Genomic DNA, 22,658 nt, shown 5'->3' on the forward strand with positions numbered 1-22,658 from the left:
CCATGAAACGCTCACCACTACTCACTTTGCTTTCGAGTCTGGGAATTGCTGCGGCGATGGTCCTGACCGCCGCACTGGTCGCCTGGATCGGCCGCACTGAGCTGGGTAGCCTCGAGTCCTGGCAGCCGGCATTCGAATCCGTACGGCCCTATCTGCGGTGGTGGCGTACCCTGCTCTACGGCGCCCTCTTTGCGCTGTGGGTGGATCTGCTTCGGCGCTACCGACATCGACCACAGGATCGACTGCGCGTGAGGCGCATCGGGGCATTAGGGCTCGTGCTTTTTACCTGCGTCGAACTCACCCGACTGTGAGGTCACCGTCATGCTCATGAGCACCAACAGCTACCTGGAGTTTTACCTCTCCCTGCTGGCCTGGATCATCAACAACGGCCTCTGGAGCGTCCTGTCCGACACTGGACTGTTCGCCGCCCCCTTTGGCGCAATCATTTTGCAAGAATGGTTGTCGGCCCGTCAGCAAGGCGCGGATGAAGGCAACAAGGGACTGCTCTCGGTGCCGCGGATCGAGAACCGGTTGTGGCTGGCCTACATCGTCGTGTTGTTCGGCTGCGCGCCGGTCTTTCCGTTGAGCCTCGTCTCAATGACGTTCGATGATGCGGCGAGTCAGCGTTGCGGCGTGAGTGTGGCCAAACCGACGGAAACGGCCTGGGGGACGACCTTCAATACTATCGGCGAACGCTCCGCCAACGTACCGATCTGGTGGTTTCTAGTGCATGCCTTGAGCAAAGGGGTAACCGCCGCAGCCACCGCCTCCATTCCCTGCGCACCGGATATTCGGCAGATGCGCATGGAGATCGACAGCTCGCGTATCAACAGCCAGGTACTGCTGCAGGAAGTCGCCGACTTCACCCGCGACTGTTATGGCTATTCCCGTTCTCGGTTGTTTACCAATCGCCCGCAACTGGACAAGGCACAAAGTCACGACGCGTCCTGGATCGGCTCAAGCTATCTTCTCGACACGCCCGGCTACTACGACACGGATCGTTCACGCACACCGCGAATCAGTTGGCCGTATGACGAAAGCCGCGATGTTTCCTTGCCGCGGCTGGAGAATGGCGCGGGCTACCCCACTTGCAAGCAGTGGTGGAGCGACAGCGGTGTTGGCTTGCGCGAGCGGTTGATCCAGCAGGTTGATCCCTCTCTGCTGACTCAGCTGAAAGGTTGGCTGACTGGCCGCTCGAGCAACGAGATCGAGGATGCCACCCTGCGCGAACTGGTCAGTCCGCGCCAGCAATCGATGTCTATGTCGCCCGGACAGGTGTACCAGGACTATGGTTCCAGCGCTCGTGGCGGCTCGATCAATCAGGGGCTTAATAACCTGGCCACCAATACCGGCTTGGCCCTCGGCTCCTTCAGCAACTTCCCGGCGATGAATGCGCTACGCGCCGCCCTGCCGATGGTGCAGGCTTTCCTGATCATGGGCATCATCATCAGCTTGCCGCTGATCTTGCTGGTCAGTACCTATCAGTTGAAGACCGTCATGACCGTGACGTTCGCGCTGTTCACCTTACACATGCTGACCTTCTGGTGGGAACTAGCGCGTTGGGTCGACTCCAGCATGCTCGATACCCTGTACAACCAGGTTTCGGCTTCCAATCAGGTGCTGTTGTCGCTGCCCACATCCGGGTTTATGGATGGGACTGTCACCGCGCAGGTGATCGAGTACGTGATGGGGGCGATGTTCATCGTGCTGCCGTTGGTTTTTCTAGCCACCATGAGTTGGGCCGGATATAGCGTAGGTTCAGGCGTAGAAGGAATGCTCAGCAGGGGAACCCACGCAGCACAGACAGCGAGCTCTAACGGAACCTCTCAGTTGATGAACGGTGCAAGAATTGTTTCGGGTAAATCGAGCTCAAAATAACCAAGAGACTACTTCAGAGAACCCCATTTATCGTACCGCTCAGGCCAAGACGTTCTATGCATTGGATTATCGATATCGTCAATACCTGGAGTGTCTGAATCTTGAATTGGGATAGCTGCTAATACGACGATTGTGCACATCAGCACAAACAACCAGAAGCTAACAAAAATAAATGCTCCGAGCAGAGCCAACTTGGCAGCCAGAAAACTCCCGCGAACAAGAATTTTACCTGCGGGCATACCTACTGTCTCCGCACGCTCAACCACGCGGGATTCAAACGTTTTCAACCTGCGGTAACCACGCTTCACCGACATACCACAGACGTACGCCCAGCGGTGGGCACGTGAACGCTGAACAGGTTGCTGAATCGGCATGGTCTCGCCCTCTTCTGAGCGTTTTCATGGTTGAGACAAGAGCAATAGCGTACTACTGAAATCGGCCCGTGCCTGACCGTTTATCAGTTTGCCCCAGCCGAAAAATCTTCACTGGAAGACAGAAGACAAGCTCCGTGAAACAGCGTCTCTACAGTCATTGACCCATACAAATCGTCCAGTTAAATACAAGGTACGGATCGCTGTTATCGACAGCACTTTCCCAGGTAGTCAGAGCCTTCAAGGCTACGTCACTTCGATGATGGCTCTCCCCAAGTGCGATTAGCGTTCGGTAGCTCGCACGGTGACCGTTTCTACGGTGATGAACGCCTACTGCTCTCCTGAGCGCCTTTCGAGCTCTGCTCGTCAGGAAACCCCTCTTGATTTTCTTCAACCCACTGCGGGGAAATCTTTTCCCGCACGGGACAGGTTTCTTCGCGTTTTCAACGGAGACATACCATGCCCGACTCACTTACGCCGGAAACACTGAACACCCTTCGGTTGCCCATCGTGTTCACACCTGACGCGTGGCAACGCGCAGTACAGCTCGAGCGTTCCGATCACGCTGGGAAGCTGCAGGTCGATCGGTTGAGCCATGTATTGCGCGCAGCCTTCGAAGCCCACCTGGCCTATCCACAAAAGCCCTATGTGCTGTTCGAGGTAGTCCACATTGAACCAACCGATCACTTCGACCACGACCCGTTGCTGCAATTGAGTCTCAGCCTACTCCAAGAACCGGGTCAGCCTGGCGCCTTACTGATAGCGCTTGCAGGAGAACACCAGCGCTAAGCGCAATTGGCGGCGCCCACCTCCACATTCGGATGGCATGCAGGCCTGCATCAATCCAGCCCATCACCCACCGGGGAACCCTCCCCCGGCGGGCAAGGCGTTCCTCCATTTTTTTCTCGAGGAAATTGCCATGCGCGATATCTACCAAGACGTAACTGACAAGATCGTTACCGCGTTAGACCAAGGCGTTGCTCCCTGGATCAAACCCTGGTCCTCAAGTGGCTCCGCTTACATCGGCCATCAACCCTACCCCATCAATGCCATCACGCGACGTCCGTATTCGGGCATCAATTTACCGCTGCTCTGGGCCGAGGCCAGGTTGCAGGGGTTCACTCAAGATCGTTGGCTGACCTTCAACCAAGCTAAAAAGGCCGGTGGGCACATCCGTAAGGGTGAGCACAGCACTCTGGCTGTGCTCTACAAGCCGATGGAGCGCGAGGAACAGACTGAGTCAGGCCAACCCGTACTCGATGAAAACGGTCAGCCCAAGGTCGCTCACTTTGGCATTCTCAGGACGCATTTTTTGTTCAACATCGAGCAAACGGAAGGGCTCGAAACGTTCAACGAAACCTTGCTCGAAGCGGGCCCGACCGCCCCCTTCCTAGCCAACAGTGCTGCAGAAAATCTGCTCTTAAGTACTGGCGCAAACATCGTTCATCGATCTGCCGACGAAGCCTTTTACCACCCGATCAGGGATCTCATCCAACTGCCGACAAAAGCGCAATTCCACGATGAAGGTGGGTACTACGCCACCGCACTTCACGAGCTGACGCACTGGACCGGGCATCACGCTCGGTTGCAGCGCGAAGGCGTGACGTCATCCTGTCCGTTCGGCTCGCCAGGCTACGCGTTTGAGGAGTTGATCGCCGAGATGGGCGCTGCGTTTTTATGTGCTTACGCCGGCATTCAGGGAGAGCTGAGGCACGAGGGCTATATCGATTCCTGGCTCAGCCTGCTCAAGGCTGACAAGCGCGCGATCTTTCGTGCCAGTGGCCAGGCCCGAAGCGCCTCGGAGTATGTACTCAACCTGGAGCAGCAACTGAAGCAAGCGGTCTTGGATGACTCGCTGTGCATGAACGATGGAGCTTGATCGTTACCTCACCGCTGCAAACGCTTCACAGGGCCCAACGCGAGTTGAGCCCTTTTTTCTGTTTCCAGAAAACAGACGACATTACGCTGCGGGCCCCTCACGCAAAGAACAACAGAGGGGCGCACACGCGCAGCATGTCATTCCGTATCCAGGTTCTGCGCCAGAAAATCCACCAGCTCGAGCGGACTCCGGCTGTCGATCACCTTGTAGATCAGATCGCGTTTACTGCGTGGTAACTTCTTGACCACGCTCTTCGCCGAGGCCCTCACGGCTTCGTCGGTCCCATGGATACGTGCCGCGAGCAGCAGCACGAGCGTGGCATCAGTGAGGTTCATGACAAGACCCAAATAATATGCACCGCAGTGTACCGACTCTTGTCTTTGTCGTACTAGCCCCAACAAAACGATGCCTAGCCGTATCAATATTCCGATTGCCGCACAAAAGGACAGGCGCCAAAAGGATGGGTAAGGGTTGGAAGGGAATGGAGATTCAAGGGTAAGAGCCCTATCCGAAAAGGCTAAAAGGCCACTGACCCAGCCACCTCCCGGAGGTCACGATGCTCAGTCTGTTTCGCCACAAAAGGCAGAAGCTCCCTCCGCCACCGATCGTAAGCGTCGCGGAAGGCTACCTGCCTATAGAGTCGGCCCACAGCTTGTTAGCCGCGGAGCACCGCCGCCAGTTGCTCGATCGCATCTGGCAGTACACCGCCCTCTCCCACGCGCAGTTCAGCCAGCTCTATTTAAATCCGATCCATCGTTATGCCAAACAGGTCCAGCAACTCCCGGCCAGCGAAACACACCACCATGCGTATCTCGGCGGCATGCTCGACCATGGGCTGGAGCTGGTCGCTTGCAGTTTGAAACTGCGCCAATCCTATCTGCTTCCCACCGGCGCCGCGCCCGAAGACCAAGCCGCCCAGACCGATGCCTGGTCGGCTGGCATCGCCTATGGCGCCCTGCTGCATGACATCGGCAAGATCGCCGTGGACCTGCAGGTCGAGCGTCGGGATGGCCGTATTTGGCATCCTTGGCACGGTCCCCTGGATCAGCCCTACCGCTTTCGCTATGTCAAAGGTCGCGACTATCACCTGCACGGCGCCGCTGCAGGTTTGCTCTACACCCAGATTCTCGACCGTCCGATCTTCGATTGGCTTAGTGGATTTCCGTCGCTGTGGGCCTGCCTGCTGTATGTCCTGGCGGGTCAATACGAACGTGCCGGCGTGCTGGGCGAATTGGTCATTCAGGCCGACCGCGTCTCCACCGCGCAGAACATCGGTGGCAACCCGAGTAAGGCGCTGCAAGCGCCGATTCATTCGCTGCAACATCACTTGATCAGCGGACTGCGTCATCTGGCTCAGTACGAGCTGAAACTCAACCAGCCGGGTGCCGCGGGATGGCTCACTCAAGATGCACTCTGGCTGGTCAGTAAGACGGTCACCGACAAGCTGCGAGCCTATCTGCTGTCGCAAGCGATTGAGGGTATTCCCTCGTCCAACCTCGCGGTGTTCGACGAACTGCAGTCGCATGGGCTGGTCGAGTCCACGCCAGAAGGCAAAGCCATCTGGACTGCGCTTGTTGCGCAGGGGAACTGGCAGCAGAGCTTTACGTTTCTGCGTCTTCAACCGGCGTTGATCTGGGGGAACGAAGACCGTCCCGAAACTTTCAGCGGAACAGTGAGCATTGCAGTCCATGACCACCCGACTGACGCCCCGGCATCACCAGCAGCGTCAGAGACTGTCAGTACAGGATCGCGTCAAAGCCCATCGCAACCCGATCCCATGGCGATGGAGGATGCCGACTACCTCGACACGTTGTTGGATATGTTCGAGCTGAAAGAGTCTGAGGTCAGCAACGCATCGTCAGCTGGCACCCTCGAAATCTCAAATCCTTCATCGGACAACCCTGGTCAGGCATTCCTGAATTGGGTCAAGGAGGGCATCCTCAGCCATAAGCTGATCATCAATGACAGCAAGGCCAAAATCCACACGGTGTGTGGCAGCGTATTTCTAGTCACACCTGGCCTCTTCCAACGCTACGCGCAGGAGTTTCCCGGTATTTCTCAAGGCTCCTGCCAAGAGGCCGAAGAATGGCGTTGGGTGCAGAAGCAATTTGAGAAACTGAAGATTCACAGAAAACGTGACGATGGCTTGAACATATGGATCTGTAAGATCGAGGGTCCTCGGAAGAAAGCAAATCTCAAAGGTTATTTTCTCGATACTCCAGCGTTGTTATTCAACATTATGCCTTCCGACAATCCCTTTCTTAAAATCGAAAAAAAATAATTTCAATGGCCTCCCATGTTGAAGATCGGATCGCAGAGTTGGCTTTGGGCTTCACGCACGCTGCGTTATGGTTTTACTAGCTATCCTGAGGCGCTCCCCCTCTTTTCGTCGACAGCAATCCCGGATCGACCGCAGCCTTCGCGACAGGTAACAATCGGCCAAGAGCGACGTCTGGTTTGCCTCCTAACTGCAACTAGCCCACCAAGTTACGATGAATCTGATTATCAAAAATGCTGCGCAATGTGCAGTCTTGCTTCTAAGCCGAGTATCAGTGCACTTGCAAGCGCTCTGGCCCCAAAAAGCCATCGTGTGCCATTTGCGTCGGCTTTATCGATACAGGACGCCAATGATGGAAACAGCATCAAGCACTCTTCTCAGCCCAATATGTTCAGAGTCGATAGCAAGAACATCCGCTAAACCCAGCCCACCAATAGATTCAAATTGGCGAAGATGTTGCAGCGGTGCAGGGAGCTTGGCCCCTACCCGCTTAAATAGGCTGCTGCCATCGTCGAGGTGCAACGCAACATATTCGTCGAGATGCGCATCGAACTCGTCCATGGCAATGGCTGCACCACCCAGTGCGATTTGATCAGGGAGTGCGAGGGGTACAGCGCTATCCTCTTTGATACGGTACGCAGACTGGATTTTCTGAATCTGAGGAACCGCAGGAACCTGCACTGCTTCATTTTTGGAGCTGGGCACGAAGTCTAGGCTACCGAAGAACATTCCTACAATCGGATGCAGCAGCAACTGGTTTTCGTGTAGCAACTGAGTCGGCGGACTTTTGCGTGGATCAGGCGTTTCGGCGGCTAGAGCGACAAATTCTGAGTGCTGGGGCTTCAGCAACCGGCGAGCAAAAACATCTTTCCCCATGCGTGCAATGACAATTTGTCGATCCGTTGGGGCAGAGGCCTCTATCTCAACAATCGCCACGCTGCCCTGTGGCCCCGCGAACCCTAATGTGTTCGACCTGATGTAGAAGAACGCTTTGGACTGGAACCAGTCGGAGGTAATTTCCTCAAACTCAACTTCCTGAGAGTCGCCCACCGTGGCACCTCGCACAAACGCTTTCAGGGAGGCTCTGATGGAAACTCGAAACTCCGATACTTCAGCAGGACATAAAGCGGCCATAGTGGTGGAAGGTATGGCTAATGGCTCGCGGCGGTTGAAGGTTCGAAACTCCTCATGCGCACGTTCTACGCCCTTACGTAGTCGCTCAAGATGCTCCTTGATATCAGACACGTCCTTTGGGCGAATTCTTTCTTTATCTCTGTGATGGGATTTATTGAGCAGTCCTAGAGTTGGGGAACCCTCGTTCAGCGCGTGATCGTTGACGAAGCCCTTGATGATCGGGCTCTTGAACAACTCATTAGGTGGGTTCTTGATCAGGCCGCGCAATCGGCTTAGATGGTCGCCGAGCGTAGGCGCAAAGCTGACCGTCGCGGCTGCGGGGTACGCACGGTCATCAAACAGGTCCCCCATACGCCCCTCCAGAAATACACGACATTCTGCTAGATAGTCCTGCGCCGCCCTAGGATCGTCGGGGTGAGCCTTAAACTGTTCAAATGCCGTCTGAACTCTGGAAACGCTGGGTGTCAGGAAGATAGTGCCTCTGGTGGCCGTAGCAGGGTGTACATACTGATGGTTAAAGGGGACTGACTTGCCCTGCAGACGTCTGGCTACTGCGATGGCGAAGCGCGTGTCATGTGTGGTGATGATCAATTGCGCACGAGCTTTGTATATTTCATATAAAGCTTCAGCAAGCCTATCGCGGTTATCCCCATCAAGCAGTTCTTGGGGATCATCCAGCAGGAGCAACTGCAAGCCTCCGCGTTCGCTGAGCATGTACTGCCAGTAAGCAAGATAAAAGCCCAGGAGGCTTGCGCGTAGAGCTGACGCGTTCGACACGTGCTGCGCGGGTGCGGCGAGCCTGTTAGCACCGACTAGCAGTTGCAATTCACCGTTGCTGCTCATTCGGGTGTCGACAAGCTCCAAGCTGGTTGAGGGAAAGGAACTGGCATAAATCTTCTGGCGCCAAGCGGTAGCGCTGCTACGTAGCTTCCGTTGCAGCAACAGAACTTGCTGCTCTGCCAACTCACCTACGGTGACACACTCTTTCAGCGCCAAGCTTGCTTCGCCATAGGCTTTCAGTCGTTGTTCAAAACTCCGACGTTTCTTGAGCTCAGCCACCAGCCGCTTTTGCTTTACGGCGGCCTCGTCGACAGGGGCTATCGCTGCGACCACAGCTTGCAAATTTTGCAGTAGTCCCATGAGTGAACTTGGTACTGTCTCGCGCTCGGCAGTCGCCTCTTGGCCAACGACCTCCGACATGAAGCTGTTCGTCGCCAACGTGGCATGTTTGCGCCATGCGGGATAGGCCAACGCGCGCTCAACCCGATAGATAAGTTGATTGAGCGTTTTGAGTTCAGCGCGCCCCCCTCCCAGTTCCGGCGAAGCAGTAAAATTAAATTTAGGAAACGACGCTAAGCTATGATCGCAGGCTTCGGCAACGCTCTGTTTAAGCGGCGCTAGACTTTCGATAAAGGCTGTATCAAGAAACAGCTCGTCCACAATCGCTTGACGTAGTAGTGAAGCCGGGCTTTCTGAAAGGTCGCGCCTTACCTCTGCTGCGATAGCAACCGGGAGTCGCGTCGTGATTTGACCGATGACGTGATTCGCCCAAGCAGTAAAGGTTTGCCCTGCATAGTCCCCCTCCTTGGCCGCTCCATTTATGTGGTCTTTAATCTTTAGCCCTGTGAGCTCATCCACGACGTCGATTAAGCTGTGGCCACAGATCGCACAACTGTTCTCGTCGTGCAGTCCGGGGTGTTCCCGTATCCAAGTTGCAACCCGCGCGTAGAGCCGCACACGCGCTGCCTTGTTTGGCTCGGCAGCAATCTCAACAAGTTCCTCTGCTTCTTTGCGCACTGCAGCGATGAAATCCCTAACGGGCGCCGCTTCATCATCCGAGAGCTTGGTCAATCCACCCAGCCGCGCAATTGAGGGAAGCGTGCCCAGTTTGCCAACCGCACTCAGTGCCGGTGCGATGCTTTTCATCAAGTCGCTCCGTTGTCTCTCATCCTGAGCATCGAATGTGCCGCCTAATACCTGTTTCGCGTGATCAAGGCCGGACGTCTTGAGCATTTCAAGCTCAGAGGCAAGGTGATCGAGCTTGGTCGCAAGGCTCGCATCGTCTGAAGGTAGTGGAACGGCTTCTTCGTCAATGGCTAACGTGTGTTGATGGATCAAATCTATTAGGTCGCTACGGGTGACGATGTAGGCCTCATCAGAACCCTCTAGTTCGCTGCGTTTAATTTTTGTCAGGTCGCCATCAATTTTCTTTTTGGCTTTATTAGCGTGGTTAGCCAATTGGACCAGAGGCGCCATACCCGTGAGCTCTGATACCGCCTTGCCCAATGCGGAGGTAGAGCCAACCTGCACATAGGGAAGGATACCGGGAATCGTCGTACCAACCCGCGTGCTGATTGGGTCGAGGCCCATTTCGTCCAGACCAGAGACTTCTTCCTTCAAGGTATTTCGCGCGACGCGCCTGAGGCTCCTACGAACTCGGTAACGCTGCTTATCTTGGTCTTCAAACACCAACTCCACCCAGGTATCGACCGGAATCGCCTGCGCGGTTAGCGACTCAAGCGTCGGGTCAGGCAGCGGTACTACTGGTGGAGCTGCATGTGTGGCGACTTCATCAACTTCAAAATCAAAATCCTTGCTGCCGGACTCTGGTGGTCGCTGTGGTCGTAATACCTCCCCAGTCAACGCCCAGATGATGGAGTTGATCAGGGATGTCTTGCCGCAGCCGTTGTAGCCTTCGAAGAGCGTCACACCACTTTCGATGTCAAAGGCGAAGTCGTTTGGTTTGGCTTGGGTGGTTCCAGCATGATGGAGACCGGCGAACTGGTGCGCTTGGATCGAGGCGAGCGAAAATATGCGTGGAGAGTCTGGTCGGCTGACATGTACAGCCGTGTGCTGGGAAGCCGGCAAAGCAAGAGCGGCGTCGACTATGGCCTCCACGTCAGTGGTTTGAACGTTGGCCGCCCATCGTGTTTTATTTTTGGTGTACCAAAAAAGCACGCCACGCGCCGTGCTGGATTTAAGCTGGAAGGTACTTCCATCATCGCCCACACCGACAGATAAACCTGCTATTAGGTCTGCGCAAAGGCTATCCAAGGTATGTAGGTGAAGTGGGCGAGTCGCCGTCGTCATGTCCTATTCCCGTTTTTTTGTGCGGTGAGAATAGACCTGATAGTAGCTATACGCCACGTCCTACCCATCCGTGCAGTTGCAGCCGTCTCTCGCGACAGGGTCCTACTAGAGTAGCGCGGTCTATAGCACTCACACCTCAAAATATCGGTTAGGAAGTTCGTCTGTCATAGAAGAAGGCGAACTTACAGCGCCAATGGCTGCTTCTGCCCGACTTCTGCCGATCAAGGTCACCCAATGCTGATCAAATCCGATGCAAACGCCTGGGTCAGTTCGAGGAAATTGACTGAGTGGCAATGCAATCAGGTGGTCAAGTGGAGTGCAGTTACGCGCCTGCGCTCAGCCGGTGTGTCGTTACAGCCAATGAGCTAATCGGAGATTGCCGACAACGCACTGTTTGAGAAGCGGGCATCCCAACAATCAGGCTTGATCCAAGGTATCCTGCCCAATATTGCGGGCAGCTTGAGGGGAGCATCCGCCCTGACCGGAGAGAAAAATGTACCTCCCAGAGATAGAGCTGTGGCTAGATCAATTCAACAAAGACCCTGCCGACCGCCCGCTGGCAGAACTATTGCTCTCTAAAGTCAATTACATGAATCACACCGACGTAAGAGTGGCCTTGAGGAAAAGGATCACCCGTGTGTGCAAAAACAGCCCCTCCTCCGCTATTTACGTCGAGCGAGAGCTTCAGCGCACAAGACATAAAAAGGGTCTACCGCCTCCCATGTACAGGGAGGAGAAAGTACCGAGCCAGAAACCCAGGAGGCGAGTTGCCCTGAGAGCCGTAGGCGCGGCAAAACCTGCAGTACAGTCATTGAAGAACAAGCGCCAGGTGATTGGCAGCGAAGGGGTATTGGCACAGGCCCTTTCTTCCTTATGCGTCCAGCATGCTCGTAAACTTATGTTCCATCCGTCAGCGGATGAGATACGGGACAATGGTGTGAGAAAACTCATCATCGTGACCGATTTCATTGGCAGCGGTGACCGGATCAAAAGGATGCTGAGTTCTTTCTGGCGAGTCAGGAGCATCCGTAGCTGGAGGTCGTATGGGCTTGCTGAGCTAGTCGTAGTCGCCGTCAGCGGCTCGAAGCCCGGCATTGACGCGGTGAAGCGCCACCCCAGCAAGCCAACCGTCCTAACTTGTTACCCTTGCCCCACGATTTTCGATTCATTCGACCCGAGTGAAAGCGATCAGATACTGACGCTTTGCGCTGACTACGGAAGCTTCTCTGGAGATCCTCTCGGTTACGGGGAGGTAGGGGCGCTGATGGCCTTTGAACATTCCGCGCCGAACAATATGCCCGCGATCTTTACGGAACAAAACATTAGCAATGTCAGACCTTGGAGCCCTTTGTTTATCAATCGCTCTACAGAAGCGTTTTGGTTGAATCCACCGTACGATGAGAAATCAGTAGATCTGAAATTTGAGACACTGGGGTTGCCCACCATCCACCAGTCAATGACTTACAGACAGTTCAATAATGCACAACGCGCAGCTGTCTTGATTACTGCTGCGGTTTCTAAGGGCAGAAGAAGTCACATTGAGTTGATTGCCGTCACAGATTTCCCTGTGAAAGTTCTGTTCCAGTCAATGGAGATGGCTGAAGAGCTCGGCTTGATCAACCACAGAACACGCCTCACACAAAAAGGGCGTGCATTGCTCGACAGTTTGAGTCCACCCCGAAGCGAGACGCCCCTAGTCTATGGATCGAAAACCCACTACTATCCAACTCAGCTGAGAGCTCCGATTTAGCGGAATCTAGAATCCTCTGCAATTGGTAGAGGCTGTAGGAAGCAGGCTATGCTGTCCGATGGAAGAACATTCGCATTACAGGAGGTTGGGTACCTCGCATCTTCGCCGGCGAAGTCTTGCGGGCTTCGAGGCACCCATCCGCCAGAGCGGAATCTAAGGTAGATGAATCGCTGGAGCTCTCAGCACTACATTCGAATTGGCAACGATCAAGGCGTTGCTCCGGCCATCCTCAAAACGGCGGTCGAAACAGCTAAGCATTTGCATAAATGCAGCCCGAATCTCCCCCCGATTTTTACACTACGGCATTTGGCGCATTACACAGGTGTACCTTACGGTTTCCTGCGAATGGTAGTGGCGAGAAACAAGCAGGTAGAACCTTACCGGGTCTTCAAGCTGAAGAAGCAGGTGAGGAGTTTTGGCCGTGAACGGTTTCGCTTCGTGTGCGCCCCTCACCCCTACCTTCTGAAAGCTCAGCGGTGGATTAACAGGGAGATCCTGGCAAAGATCCCTGGCCACGAAGCAAGCTATGCCTACAGCCCAGGGAGTAGTGTCTACGACGCTGCCAGCATGCACGCTGGCTGTAGATGGCTTATCAAGCTGGACGCCACGAACTTTTTTGAGTCAATTCTAGAGCCAAAGATTTACGAGATATTTAGAACCATTGGGTACCAGCCTTTAGTGGCTTTCGAACTGGCTAGGGTATGCACGCGTACACGCCCTTCTGGCAATCCGGTGTACTTGAACCGGGCAGATCCAAATAAGAAAGGCTTGCCATACAACTCTGTGCAGATAGGCCATCTGCCGCAGGGCGCGGCCACAAGCCCCCACCTGTCTAACCTGGCAGCCCGTGACCTAGATGAGAGCCTGAAAAATTTCGCACTTCTCAACCAGCTCATATACACCAGGTATGCTGATGACCTTACGTTCTCTTCAATTGAAGAGTTTGTCAGAGAAGATGTTGTAAAAAAAATCCATAAGATCTATGGATTCATGCGTGCTAATGGCTTGTGGCCGAACAAAAGCAAAACGCAGATCGTACCGCCAGGTGCGCGGAAGATCGTTTTGGGACTCTTGGTCGACGGAGCCCAACCCAGGCTAACCAAGGAGTTCAAACAAGAAATTCGCACCCACCTCCATTTCCTCCAAAGATCCGATATAGGTGTCCGAAAACATCTGAAAGCCCGAGGCTTCGATTCCTTTTGGGGATTGCGAAACTTCCTGATCGGCAAACTCTCGTATGCAAAATCGGTTGAGCCGGAATGGGAATCTAAAATGAATAGGCTGTTCGTTAAAATCAACTGGGACACTTGAAGCGTTCAGTGACCGCTTTTAGCGACCGACAGAAATATTCTGGCACAGCCACTCATGACGGGCTGCAACGGGTCCTTTACCAACCTTCAGCATAGGCAGCAATCGGCCAACAACTGCCGCGGATGGAGGTGACGCTCTCGTTGAAGGGCGTCGGTCAGTCATTTAATATCTCCCGTAAGTCTTCCGGCTGTAAGCGTCCGCCGAAGTCACCTTGCATGACTCAGGCAGATACCCACTGATGCGGCAGCAGTTGGTCGATCTCACTCGCCCGCTGCGTCGGCAGCCGCGTCAGCACATCTTTGAGATAGGCATACGGATCGTGCCCATTCATACGTGCCGACTGGATCAAACTCATAATCGCCGCTGCCCGTTTGCCGCTGCGAAGCGATCCAGCAAACAACCAGTTCGAGCGTCCAAGTGCCCACGGCCTGATCTGGTTTTCGACTGGATTGTTGTCTATGGGCACCGCCCCATCGACCAGGTAGCGCGTCAGCGCTACCCAGCGTTTAAGGCTGTAATCCAAGGCTTTGGCCGTTGCTGATCCATTGGGCACAAGATCGCGCTGGGCCAACATCCAGTCGTGCAGTGCTTTGGCCAGCGGCGCTGCTTTTTCTTGCCGTATTCGACAGCGATCTTCGTCACTCATGTCTCGCACTTGCCGCTCAACTTCGTACAAACCGCCAATCGAGTGCAGCGCCTGTTCTGCCAACTGACTTTTATTCGCGACATGCAGATCGAAAAACTTGCGGCGGGCGTGAGCCATGCAGCCGATTTCGATCATGTCTTTCTCAAACCCAGCTTTGTAACCAGCAAAGTCGTCGCACACCAGCTTGCCATTCCACGCGCCGAGGAAGTTACGCGCATGCTCACCGGCGCGGCTCGGGCTGAAGTCATAAACCACTGCCTTAAGCGCCGAAAACGGCGTGGTGCAGTAAGCCCAGACATAAGCGCGGTGAGTTTTCTTCTCTCCGGGCGCAAGCATCTGCACCGGCGTCTCATCGGCGTGGACAACTTGCTGCGCCAGGACGGCTTCTCGCAAGGCATCAACTAATGGCTGAAGCTGTACACCTGTTTGTCCAACCCATTGAGCTAGTGTGGAGCGTGGGATCGCTAAACCAGCGCGCCCGAAGATTTTCTCCTGCCGATACAGCGGCAAGTGGTCAGCGAACTTCGCCACCAACACATGCGCGATCAGGCCCGCAGTTGGGATGCCCTTGTCGATCACTTGGGCCGGTACCGGTGCCTGGATCAGTGTTTCGCACTGACGGCAGGCCCACTTCCCACGCACATGCTGTTCAACGGTGAACACGCCCGGCGTGTAATCGAGCTTCTCGCTGACGTCCTCGCCGATGCGCTGGAGTTGGCAGCCGCAAGTGCACAGGGTGGTGTCGGGCTCGTGATAAATCACGGTACGCGGAAACTGCGCAGGCAAGGAAACACGCTTGGGCTGCTGGCGTGGTTCGGCCGGCGCAGCCGGCGGATTCAACGCCTTCAGCTCGGCTTCGATGGCCACGATGTCGGTGTCGAGCAGGTCGTCGAGCAGGCTGCCTTGGGCAGGGCTCAATTGCTCACTGCGCTTGGCAAACTTGTTACGTTTGAACCAGGCGATTTCGTGGGTGAGCTGCTCGATGATGGTTTGGTCGCGGTCGTTCTTCTTGCCCATCCGGTCGACCTGCTGCCCGAGAGAATCAATCTGGGACAGCAACTGCGCCGCGAGGGCGCGCAGTTGGTCAGGGGACATTTGGTCGAGATTGGGCGATGAAGTCATACTGCGAATTTTGCCAGAGCAAGCCGTTTGCGGCGATAGACCAATGGGCTAATGGCGGGCGTTAAAGCAGTGTGATTGCACCGCCAGCCCCAACGCGTTGCCAAGGCAGACCGAGCACCAAGGCCTGAAGTTGCTCGGTATCCAGCTCCATCTCGCAGCCATTGCGAATACCGGGCCAGTGAAACTTGCCTTGGTTCAACCGCCGTGCCGCCAGCCAAACACCAATTCCGTCATGAACCAGGACTTTCATTCGGTTAGCCCTGCGATTGGCAAACAGATAAGCACAGTGCGGCTTCGCCGCACCGAATACTGCGATCACTCTGGCCAGCGCAGTCTCGGTACCCGCGCGCATATCCATGGGCTCGGTGGCGAGCCAGATGGCGTTTATGCGGATCACTTGGCAAGCTCTCGAATAAATCGAGCGCACCTGGGCAATTGCATGAACTTGACCAGCCATTTGCATTCGACTTGACCAGTCGTTTGCATCCGACTTGACCAGTGCGCATGATGCCAGTGTGAATCCTGCCCGGGTGGCAATGACGGCTGCCGGGCTTCTGTCCTATCAAATAATCAGCACGCGCTTAGGAGAGGAACATGAAAGGTTTTCTGGTCACTTTCTTTACTCAACAGAATCGTCGCTATCAGGGAAAGATGCTCGGCGACTGGATCGTTGATTTGGCGAAAGAAATGGGACTGCGGGGTGCGACTCTGTCCACAGGTATCGAAGGCTTTGGGCATACCGGCCGGCTGCATTCCTCGCATTTTTTTGAACTAGCGGATCAGCCTACCGAAATTCGTATGGCCATTACCGAGGACGAATCTGTGCAGTTATTCAAGCGATTGGAGCTTGAAGATATCTCGTTATTTTACATAAAAACCCCAGTTGAGATGGGCTTCGCCGGAACAGAAGTCACCTAGTCTGGCCTGCTTTCATAAGCGGTGACTCGAAGACGCCTACGCTTGCCTCGTGCTCCGAAACACGATTTTACATTTTGGACAGAGCTCGCTAAGATCGGCTCATTGGAGATGGCATTCCTCCATTAACCAACCGCTGTGCCCGTAGCAGCTGATGATGCCTACAGAAACCTGATCAACCAGGTCTGTAGGCGTTCGCGCCCAGAATCCCCTTTTTGGTCAGGCCCACTTACATTTTTGTGGCTGGCCAAATGTCTAAATTTCGACGACCTGAACAACTCGACTTACTGCCCTATATTGCGAAATGGCTTGCGCTTGCTGGTCTTGTAGCTCTTTTGGCAGGCTCTGCCTCTGCGTTATTCCTCCTTTCTTTGGATCATGCCACCCAGTGGCGAGAAGCCCATCCCTGGGTGCTCTGGCTCCTGCCAGTTGCTGGCTTTGCCGTGGGACTTGCGTATCACCTGATAGGCAAACCAGTTGATGCCGGAAACAACCTGATCATCGATGAGATCCACGATCCTAAAAAGACTATTCCCTTGCGCATGGTGCCGATGGTGCTAATCGGAACCGTGGTTTCCCACCTCTTCGGTGCATCTGTGGGACGTGAGGGAACGGCGGTGCAGATGGGCGGCGCTCTTGCGGATCAATTGACGCATGTCTTTCGGCTACGCCGCGAAGATCGCCGGGTGATTCTCATGGCCGGTATCAGTGCTGGCTTTGCGTCCGTCTTCGGCACCCCTCTTGCCGGGGCTTTGTTCGGACTTGAAGTGTTGGCCATCGGACGCATGCGTTACGACGCGCTTTTCCCTTGCGTGGTTGCGGCAATCGTTGCTGACCAGGTGGGGAAAGCCTGGGGAGTGGTTCATACGCATTACGTCATTGGCGAAGTGGTTCCCGTGCAGCTCTGGAGCGTCATGGCTGTGGTCGCCGCTGGGATTATCTTCGGCCTCACTGGCCTGCTATTCGCGACGACCACCCATAAGCTAGGGGCTTTCGTTAAACGACTTATCTCCTATTCGCCATTACGACCATTCGCCGGCGGCCTTCTGATCGCAGTGGCAGTGTGGGCGCTTGGTAGCAACCATTACACCGATGTCGATAAGTACATCGGACTGGGGATTCCGAGCATCGTCCAATCCTTTCAAATGCCAATGGCTCCTTGGGACTGGCTTGGAAAGATGTTGTTCACCGTTGTCTCCCTGGGGACTGGATTCAAGGGCGGCGAAGTCACTCCGCTGTTTTACATTGGAGCCACCTTGGGGAACGCGCTAGCGCCCCTCTTACATCTTCCCTTCGGCATGCTGGCTGGTATCGGTTTTGTCGCTGTCTTCGCTGGTGCAGCTAATACGCCACTGGCAACCATTGTCATGGCCATGGAGCTCTTCGGGCCTGAAATTGCTCCGCTTGCAGCCATTGCCTGTATCGCAAGTTACCTCGTATCCGGGCATACCGGGATCTATCACGCCCAGCGCGTCGGTCACAGCAAGCATCACCGTCCTCTGCCGAAGGAAATCCGGCTCTCCGATATCAAGCAATTTCATGCTCAAAGTGAATCCGCCAGCGAGCGCAAAGTGACTTTTATTGGGGAAGAGAAATGACCGAACATCGCCAAGATCGCCTGACAGCTTTGCAGCTCTATTTCCCTGGCGCTAGTCGGGCTCGAGTTACAAATTTCTGGCATCACCTGAGTGCGCCCGCACTTGCCCAACACCTTCTTAAAGTCGCGCAGAAAGCCAAGATTGATCAGGTCATGCTCAAACCGATTTCTGCGGGCTATTTGACGGGCCATCGCATTTCCCATCATCACCCGGAGCTTGGTGATATGCGTCATCCGCAGTGTCTGGAATTGCTGGATACAGAGGTCAAGCTGCGCACCTTCCTGCGCGACCACGCTGACGAGTTGCGCAAGGTGCGAGCAGTTCTTCTCTTATGCGAGTTACCGCTCAGTGAAGCCTTGTAATTCAGTTCGAAGAAACAGTTCGCAAATGAAGAGGCATAGCCGACTAACCGTTGGTCGCTCTCGCCACATTAGAGGATGTTGCCATGAATGGCTTTCAACTGACGTTTTTCACTGAACAGAGTACCAACTACCAGCATCTTCCACTCGGGGAGTGGCTGGTTGAGTTCGCCAAACGAGAGGGCATGTTGGGAGCGACGCTGGTGAGCGGTACGGAAGGCCTGGATCATTTAGGACATTTGCATACCGCGCATTTCCTCAGCGGTGCTGATCATCCGGTCACAGTGACGATATCCACTGATGAGCCCGGGTGCGAGAAGTTGCTGGAAGCATTGGCCAAGGAGGCGTTTTCGCTGAGCTTTATCAAATTGCCCATCGAGTACGGTCGAGTGGGCCAGGCGAAAAGCTGAAAACCACGGTTTGTTGGACAACCAGTAAAAAGGATAAACGCCATGTACCGAATTTATAACCTGCGTCCACAGCCAGCCCCCGTCAACTGGGCTCGTGACAACAGGCCGCTCCTCGTAGGACTGGTTTTTTGGGCGCTTTTTTTGGCGGGCATTGCAGGCAGCCAAAAGGTATCGAGCGAGGGTTGGTACATCGTCACCTCGCTCGAAGGCGCCTTGGTCACGATGCGCATGCCCAGTGAGAAATCCTGCAAGGCAGACGTGACCATCACCTGCGTACCTGGCTACGAGCTGAGAGCACAGCAACGTTGAACGTTACGAGCGCGATGGTGGTGGGCAATCCAAAGATGAGATTGCGAAATGGAACTCACCGACGTCGGCTCATCAAAACCACTTTAGAGAAATGGGATACCACATGAGCGCAGTGATGCTGAGCATCGTATTCGGGCTTGTGATGGGCAGGCTTTTTACAGGATCCGTCTATGAATTCGTCGCGCTTTTCATCGTAAGCATTGGAGTGTCGTTGCTGACGTTTCATCTGCTAGATCAAAGGCGGGCCATGCTACAAGCCCAGACTGCGTACTGCTGTTCTGTGATGGTTGCGTCAAACCAAATGCTGGAGCTTTTCCAGATGGCAAAGGGAGGGCAATTCATGCCCTTGGTGGGAGAGATTCCTGAGCTAATTATTGGAGGCTTCTTGGTTCCCGCAATTGCGGTGTCGGCAGTGCAGCTGTTCAGAATACTCATGGAGAGCTGACTTCCGAAATCGAGGCCTCTCGACTTATTCACATGGTTAATGACGTTCCCGAATCGTCCCTTGGAGAAAATCAATGAAAACGCAAATCCAGGCTATTCATGCACGTGAAATTCTCGATTCACGCGGTAACCCTACCGTTGAAGTCGACGTCACCTTGGAGTGCGGAACACTGGGCCGGGCTTCAGTCCCGTCCGGTGCCTCTACAGGCGCTCACGAAGCTGTTGAGTTGCGTGACCATGATCCAAAGAGGTATTCCGGCAGAGGAGTGTTAAAGGCCGTTAGCAATGTGAATACCGAAATACTTGAGTCTCTGAGAGGCCAGGATGCAGTTGACCAGGAACAGATTGATCATCTGATGATTAAGCTGGATGGAACACCTGATAAGTCTAGGCTTGGAGGAAACGCCATCTTGGGCGTCAGCCTCGCCGTAGCCAGAGCGTCGGCTTCTGCGATGAAAGTGCCCTTGTTCCAATATCTGGGCGGCGAGCAAGCAGCAAGAATGCCCGTCCCAATGTTCAATATTCTCAATGGCGGTGTTCACGCAAACTGGCAAGGCCCTGACTTCCAAGAATTTATGATTGCACCTACAGGGGCTGGCAGTTTCAAGGAAGCCTTGCGTTGGGGCGCTGAGGTGTACCACGAGCTGAAAGCGGTGCTTAAGGACGCCGGCTACTCAACAGCGGTCGGAGATGAAGGCGGCTTTGCGCCGACGCTCAAGAAAAACTCAGATGCCATTGAGCTGATCATTAAGGCAATTGAAAGGGCCGGTTATACCCCTGGATCTCAGATCGAGATCGCTATCGACCCAGCATCCAGCGGTTTCTATGAGAACGGTCTTTACCATCTGCGCTCTGAAGGTCGTAAGGTCGATGCTCAAGAGCTGATTAGTCTCTATTCCTCCTGGGTCGACAAGTACCCGATTGCGGTACTGGAAGATGGCCTCGCGGAAGACGATTGGTCGGGCTGGAAGCAATTGAATGCTGCGCTGGGTAACCGGATCGAGTTGGTTGGAGATGACCTGTTTGTCACCAACGTCGAACGGATTCAACGAGGCATCAAAGAAAACGTCGCCAATGCTGTACTGATTAAACCCAATCAAATCGGAACCCTGACTGAGACCAAAGCCGCCATCGTAATGGCTTACGGGGCAAATTGGGGAGCTATGGTTTCTCATCGTAGCGGGGAGACTGTAGACAGCTTCATCGCAGATCTGACTGTTGCCATGGGTACTGGCCATCTCAAGACGGGCGCTCCATGTCGAGGGGAGCGGGTCGAGAAATACAATCAGTTTCTGAGAATAGAAGAGCATCTTGGCAGCCATGCGTTTTATGCAGGACATGATGCATTCGTGCGCTGACGGCCTATAGCCGGTAAACCTGTTGTACTGGTTACCGTAAAAAACGAACCACATATCGCTGTTGGCAAAAACGTCAGTGGCATTGGCCTTTCCTAGACGCTTGGAGATATGAGCATGAGCTACACGGATATTCCAGCTGGTAACGCGATCCCCGATGACTTCTTCACCGTTATCGAGATTCCTGCAAACCACTCGCCGATCAAGTACGAGGTGGACAAGCCGAGTGGACAAATTTTCGTAGACCGCTTCCTCAGCACGCCCATGTTCTATCCGGCCAACTACGGGTTCATTCCAAATACGTTGAGCGATGACGGAGACCCGTTGGACGTCTTGGTGATTTGCCCTTACCCGGTATCGCCTGGCGTTGTCATTCGTAGTCGCCCGGTTGGCGTGATGTACATGACGGACGAAGCTGGAGCGGATGCCAAGGTGATCGCGGTGCCTCATGAAAAACTAAGCTCTGTGTACAGCAACATAAAGGAATTCTCTGACCTCCCTGCATTACTCCTCGCACAGATCCAGCACTTCTTCGAAAGCTACAAGGCATTGGAGCCGGGTAAGTGGGTAAAGATGGGCCGTTGGGGGAGCGCAGATGAGGCCCGAGAAGAGATTCGCAAATCGGTAGCTACGTATAAACCAAAAAAGGGGGACCACTCGCCACATTAAAGGATGTGGCCACCTGTGTACCGAGCTACGCTCCAAGCACTGCAATAATGTCACTGATGGCGAAGTAACCCAAGGACTGCATTCCTGAACGGACTAGAGATTCCCGAGGCATTTAAAGGGTGTCAGTTCACTCAATGATAGCCTGCCTGATCGTTAACCTTTCCTCGGAACACGGAGTAGCTCCAAATGGTGTAGCCCAGAATGATCGGGATAATGAGCAGAGCACCTACAAGCATAAAACCTTGGCTTTGCGGGGGGGCTGCGGCATCCCAGATCGACGTCAACGGTGGGACGATGTTCGGCCACAGGCTGATGCCGAGGCCGCTGTAACCCAGAAAGATCAATACCAGGGTCAAGATAAAAGGCGCGTAGTGAGCACTGCTCGCCACGGCCCTGAACAACCCCCACATAGTCACCAACACTAGGACTGGCACCGGCAGGAACCAGAACAGGTTCGGTAGGCAGAACCAGCGTGCAGCGATATCGCCATGGGCGAGCGGCGTCCATAAGCTGACCACGGCGATCACAGCCAGCAGTGCCAACGTCAAAGGACGGGCCAGGTTATGCATGGCTTTTTGCAGCACGCCTTCAGTTTTCATGATCAGCCAGGTGCAGCCAAGCAAGGCATACGCAACTATCAGCGCAGCGCCGCAGAACAGACTGAACGGCGTCAGCCAGTCTAGGCCGCCCCCGGCGTACTGGCGATCGACCACCGGGAGGCCGTCGATGTAGGCGCCCAACGCCACGCCCTGGAAGAAGGTCGCCACCAGGGAGCCGCCGATAAAGGCCTTGTCCCAGATGTGGCGCTTCTCGTCAGTGGCCTTGAAACGGAACTCGAAGGCCACGCCGCGGAAAATCAGCCCGAACAGCATGAAAATCAGCGGCAGGTACAGGGCCGACAGGACCACCGAATAGGCCAGCGGGAAGGCGCCGAACAACGCCGCGCCGCCAAGCACGAGCCAGGTTTCGTTGCCGTCCCAGACAGGCGCGACCGTGTTCATCATTACGTCGCGATCGCCCGAGCCCTTCATGAAAGGAAAAAGAATGCCAATCCCTAGGTCAAAGCCGTCCATAATTACGTACATCATGATGCCGAAGATGATGATCACGGCCCAAATCAGCGGAAGATCAATGCCCATG

At 54.7% G+C, this 22,658-nt stretch carries 21 protein-coding genes and 1 riboswitch; of the genes, 15 read left to right on the top strand and 6 right to left on the bottom strand.

The genetic code is table 11. The annotated features are described in order from the left end of the window. Nucleotides 1-2: 2 nt before the first annotated feature. Together K7431_RS11735 and K7431_RS11740 are read left to right on the top strand one after the other, a co-directional pair. A complete protein-coding gene (locus K7431_RS11735) occupies nt 3-311 on the top strand; it encodes a hypothetical protein (protein WP_012723184.1) in 309 nt (102 codons plus the stop codon). A 10-nt stretch (nt 312-321) separates the two neighbouring features. Then, nucleotides 322-1,878 (top strand): conjugal transfer protein TraG N-terminal domain-containing protein, encoded by a 1,557-nt coding sequence (locus K7431_RS11740; RefSeq protein WP_012723183.1) that lies wholly within the window; start codon nt 322-324, stop codon nt 1,876-1,878. An 8-nt stretch (nt 1,879-1,886) separates the two neighbouring features. Here K7431_RS11740 and K7431_RS11745 read toward each other — a convergent pair whose 3' ends face one another. After that, the gene (locus tag K7431_RS11745) at nt 1,887-2,252 is read right to left on the bottom strand and encodes a DUF3742 family protein (RefSeq protein WP_012723182.1); all 366 of its coding nucleotides are present in this window, start codon (nt 2,250-2,252) and stop codon (nt 1,887-1,889) included. A 456-nt stretch (nt 2,253-2,708) separates the two neighbouring features. On the opposite strand from K7431_RS11745, the gene K7431_RS11750 reads away from it, so the two are divergent. Together K7431_RS11750 and K7431_RS11755 are read left to right on the top strand one after the other, a co-directional pair. Then, nucleotides 2,709-3,038 carry a hypothetical protein gene (locus tag K7431_RS11750; protein ID WP_043205061.1) on the top strand — a complete coding sequence of 110 codons (330 nt, stop codon included), beginning with the start codon at nt 2,709-2,711 and terminating at the stop codon, nt 3,036-3,038. A gap of 130 nt (nt 3,039-3,168) precedes the next feature. Continuing rightward, entirely contained in the window at nt 3,169-4,128 is a 960-nt protein-coding gene (locus tag K7431_RS11755) for an ArdC family protein (protein WP_043205059.1), read from the top strand. Between the two features lie 137 nt (nt 4,129-4,265). Here K7431_RS11755 and K7431_RS11760 read toward each other — a convergent pair whose 3' ends face one another. After that, a complete protein-coding gene (locus K7431_RS11760) occupies nt 4,266-4,463 on the bottom strand; it encodes a DUF7740 domain-containing protein (RefSeq protein WP_032803416.1) in 198 nt (65 codons plus the stop codon). Between the two features lie 221 nt (nt 4,464-4,684). Between K7431_RS11760 and mobH the strand changes: the two genes are divergently transcribed. Further along, complete coding sequence (gene mobH, locus K7431_RS11765; protein ID WP_012723178.1) at nt 4,685-6,409, top strand: MobH family relaxase; 1,725 nt, start codon at nt 4,685-4,687, stop codon at nt 6,407-6,409. 327 nt (nt 6,410-6,736) lie between these two features. Here mobH and K7431_RS11770 read toward each other — a convergent pair whose 3' ends face one another. Continuing rightward, nucleotides 6,737-10,630: an ATP-binding protein gene (locus K7431_RS11770; protein ID WP_012723177.1), complete on the bottom strand. Its 3,894-nt coding sequence runs from the start codon at nt 10,628-10,630 to the stop codon at nt 6,737-6,739. Nucleotides 10,631-11,123: 493 nt separating this feature from the next. Between K7431_RS11770 and K7431_RS11775 the strand changes: the two genes are divergently transcribed. Together K7431_RS11775 and K7431_RS11780 are read left to right on the top strand one after the other, a co-directional pair. Next, nucleotides 11,124-12,380 carry a phosphoribosyltransferase-like protein gene (locus K7431_RS11775; RefSeq protein ID WP_012723176.1) on the top strand — a complete coding sequence of 419 codons (1,257 nt, stop codon included), beginning with the start codon at nt 11,124-11,126 and terminating at the stop codon, nt 12,378-12,380. 162 nt (nt 12,381-12,542) lie between these two features. Beyond that, nucleotides 12,543-13,691: a reverse transcriptase family protein gene (locus K7431_RS11780; protein WP_012723175.1), complete on the top strand. Its 1,149-nt coding sequence runs from the start codon at nt 12,543-12,545 to the stop codon at nt 13,689-13,691. A gap of 220 nt (nt 13,692-13,911) precedes the next feature. On the opposite strand, the gene tnpC is transcribed toward K7431_RS11780, so the two are convergent. Together tnpC and tnpB are read right to left on the bottom strand one after the other, a co-directional pair. Next, the gene (gene tnpC / locus K7431_RS11785; RefSeq protein WP_012723174.1) at nt 13,912-15,459 is read right to left on the bottom strand and encodes an IS66 family transposase; all 1,548 of its coding nucleotides are present in this window, start codon (nt 15,457-15,459) and stop codon (nt 13,912-13,914) included. 61 nt (nt 15,460-15,520) lie between these two features. After that, complete coding sequence (tnpB, locus tag K7431_RS11790) at nt 15,521-15,916, bottom strand: IS66 family insertion sequence element accessory protein TnpB (protein WP_158309467.1); 396 nt, start codon at nt 15,914-15,916, stop codon at nt 15,521-15,523. 137 nt (nt 15,917-16,053) lie between these two features. Here tnpB and K7431_RS11795 point away from each other — a divergent pair, with 137 nt between their 5' ends. The 8 genes from K7431_RS11795 to ppa all read left to right on the top strand — a co-directional run bounded on the left by K7431_RS11795 (nt 16,054) and on the right by ppa (nt 21,518). Further along, nucleotides 16,054-16,377 (top strand): DUF190 domain-containing protein, encoded by a 324-nt coding sequence (locus K7431_RS11795; protein ID WP_012723172.1) that lies wholly within the window; start codon nt 16,054-16,056, stop codon nt 16,375-16,377. Between the two features lie 95 nt (nt 16,378-16,472). Next, a riboswitch (Fluoride riboswitch) is annotated at nt 16,473-16,545 on the top strand. A gap of 80 nt (nt 16,546-16,625) precedes the next feature. After that, a complete protein-coding gene (locus tag K7431_RS11800) occupies nt 16,626-17,972 on the top strand; it encodes a voltage-gated chloride channel family protein (RefSeq protein WP_012723171.1) in 1,347 nt (448 codons plus the stop codon). Then, entirely contained in the window at nt 17,969-18,334 is a 366-nt protein-coding gene (locus K7431_RS11805; RefSeq protein WP_012723170.1) for a hypothetical protein, read from the top strand. The genes K7431_RS11800 and K7431_RS11805 overlap by 4 nt, the downstream gene beginning before the upstream one ends. A gap of 83 nt (nt 18,335-18,417) precedes the next feature. After that, entirely contained in the window at nt 18,418-18,741 is a 324-nt protein-coding gene (locus K7431_RS11810; RefSeq protein WP_012723169.1) for a DUF190 domain-containing protein, read from the top strand. 42 nt (nt 18,742-18,783) lie between these two features. Then, complete coding sequence (locus K7431_RS11815; protein ID WP_012723168.1) at nt 18,784-19,050, top strand: hypothetical protein; 267 nt, start codon at nt 18,784-18,786, stop codon at nt 19,048-19,050. Between the two features lie 103 nt (nt 19,051-19,153). Further along, on the top strand, nt 19,154-19,495 hold the full coding sequence (locus tag K7431_RS11820; protein WP_032657050.1) for a hypothetical protein: 342 nt from the start codon (nt 19,154-19,156) through the stop codon (nt 19,493-19,495). Nucleotides 19,496-19,568: 73 nt separating this feature from the next. Then, entirely contained in the window at nt 19,569-20,852 is a 1,284-nt protein-coding gene (gene eno, locus K7431_RS11825; RefSeq protein ID WP_012723166.1) for a phosphopyruvate hydratase, read from the top strand. A gap of 114 nt (nt 20,853-20,966) precedes the next feature. Beyond that, entirely contained in the window at nt 20,967-21,518 is a 552-nt protein-coding gene (gene ppa / locus K7431_RS11830) for an inorganic diphosphatase (RefSeq protein ID WP_012723165.1), read from the top strand. A 131-nt stretch (nt 21,519-21,649) separates the two neighbouring features. Here ppa and cydB read toward each other — a convergent pair whose 3' ends face one another. Then, nucleotides 21,650-22,657, bottom strand: a complete 1,008-nt coding sequence (gene cydB / locus K7431_RS11835; protein ID WP_012723164.1) for a cytochrome d ubiquinol oxidase subunit II — start codon at nt 22,655-22,657, stop codon at nt 21,650-21,652. Between the last annotated feature and the right edge of the window lies 1 nt (nt 22,658).

It is taken from the genome of Pseudomonas fluorescens group sp., assembly GCF_020093335.1.
GTDB classification, from domain to species: domain Bacteria; phylum Pseudomonadota; class Gammaproteobacteria; order Pseudomonadales; family Pseudomonadaceae; genus Aquipseudomonas; species Aquipseudomonas petroselini.

Bases quoted from the DNA above. Each gene is read 5' to 3' on its own strand.
- K7431_RS11805 (WP_012723170.1), top strand. From the start codon at position 17,969: ATGACCGAACATCGCCAAGATCGCCTGACAGCTTTGCAGCTCTATTTC.
- K7431_RS11760 (WP_032803416.1), bottom strand. From the start codon at position 4,463: ATGAACCTCACTGATGCCACGCTCGTGCTGCTGCTCGCGGCACGTATC.
- K7431_RS11820 (WP_032657050.1), top strand. From the start codon at position 19,154: ATGAGCGCAGTGATGCTGAGCATCGTATTCGGGCTTGTGATGGGCAGG.
- cydB (WP_012723164.1), bottom strand. From the start codon at position 22,657: ATGGGCATTGATCTTCCGCTGATTTGGGCCGTGATCATCATCTTCGGC.
- K7431_RS11745 (WP_012723182.1), bottom strand. From the start codon at position 2,252: ATGCCGATTCAGCAACCTGTTCAGCGTTCACGTGCCCACCGCTGGGCG.
- K7431_RS11775 (WP_012723176.1), top strand. From the start codon at position 11,124: ATGTACCTCCCAGAGATAGAGCTGTGGCTAGATCAATTCAACAAAGAC.
- K7431_RS11795 (WP_012723172.1), top strand. From the start codon at position 16,054: ATGAAAGGTTTTCTGGTCACTTTCTTTACTCAACAGAATCGTCGCTAT.
- eno (WP_012723166.1), top strand. From the start codon at position 19,569: ATGAAAACGCAAATCCAGGCTATTCATGCACGTGAAATTCTCGATTCA.
- K7431_RS11815 (WP_012723168.1), top strand. From the start codon at position 18,784: ATGTACCGAATTTATAACCTGCGTCCACAGCCAGCCCCCGTCAACTGG.
- K7431_RS11780 (WP_012723175.1), top strand. From the start codon at position 12,543: ATGAATCGCTGGAGCTCTCAGCACTACATTCGAATTGGCAACGATCAA.
- K7431_RS11755 (WP_043205059.1), top strand. From the start codon at position 3,169: ATGCGCGATATCTACCAAGACGTAACTGACAAGATCGTTACCGCGTTA.
- K7431_RS11750 (WP_043205061.1), top strand. From the start codon at position 2,709: ATGCCCGACTCACTTACGCCGGAAACACTGAACACCCTTCGGTTGCCC.
- K7431_RS11740 (WP_012723183.1), top strand. From the start codon at position 322: ATGCTCATGAGCACCAACAGCTACCTGGAGTTTTACCTCTCCCTGCTG.
- K7431_RS11735 (WP_012723184.1), top strand. From the start codon at position 3: ATGAAACGCTCACCACTACTCACTTTGCTTTCGAGTCTGGGAATTGCT.
- K7431_RS11810 (WP_012723169.1), top strand. From the start codon at position 18,418: ATGAATGGCTTTCAACTGACGTTTTTCACTGAACAGAGTACCAACTAC.
- mobH (WP_012723178.1), top strand. From the start codon at position 4,685: ATGCTCAGTCTGTTTCGCCACAAAAGGCAGAAGCTCCCTCCGCCACCG.
- tnpB (WP_158309467.1), bottom strand. From the start codon at position 15,916: ATGGCTGGTCAAGTTCATGCAATTGCCCAGGTGCGCTCGATTTATTCG.
- tnpC (WP_012723174.1), bottom strand. From the start codon at position 15,459: ATGACTTCATCGCCCAATCTCGACCAAATGTCCCCTGACCAACTGCGC.
- K7431_RS11800 (WP_012723171.1), top strand. From the start codon at position 16,626: ATGTCTAAATTTCGACGACCTGAACAACTCGACTTACTGCCCTATATT.
- K7431_RS11770 (WP_012723177.1), bottom strand. From the start codon at position 10,630: ATGACGACGGCGACTCGCCCACTTCACCTACATACCTTGGATAGCCTT.
- ppa (WP_012723165.1), top strand. From the start codon at position 20,967: ATGAGCTACACGGATATTCCAGCTGGTAACGCGATCCCCGATGACTTC.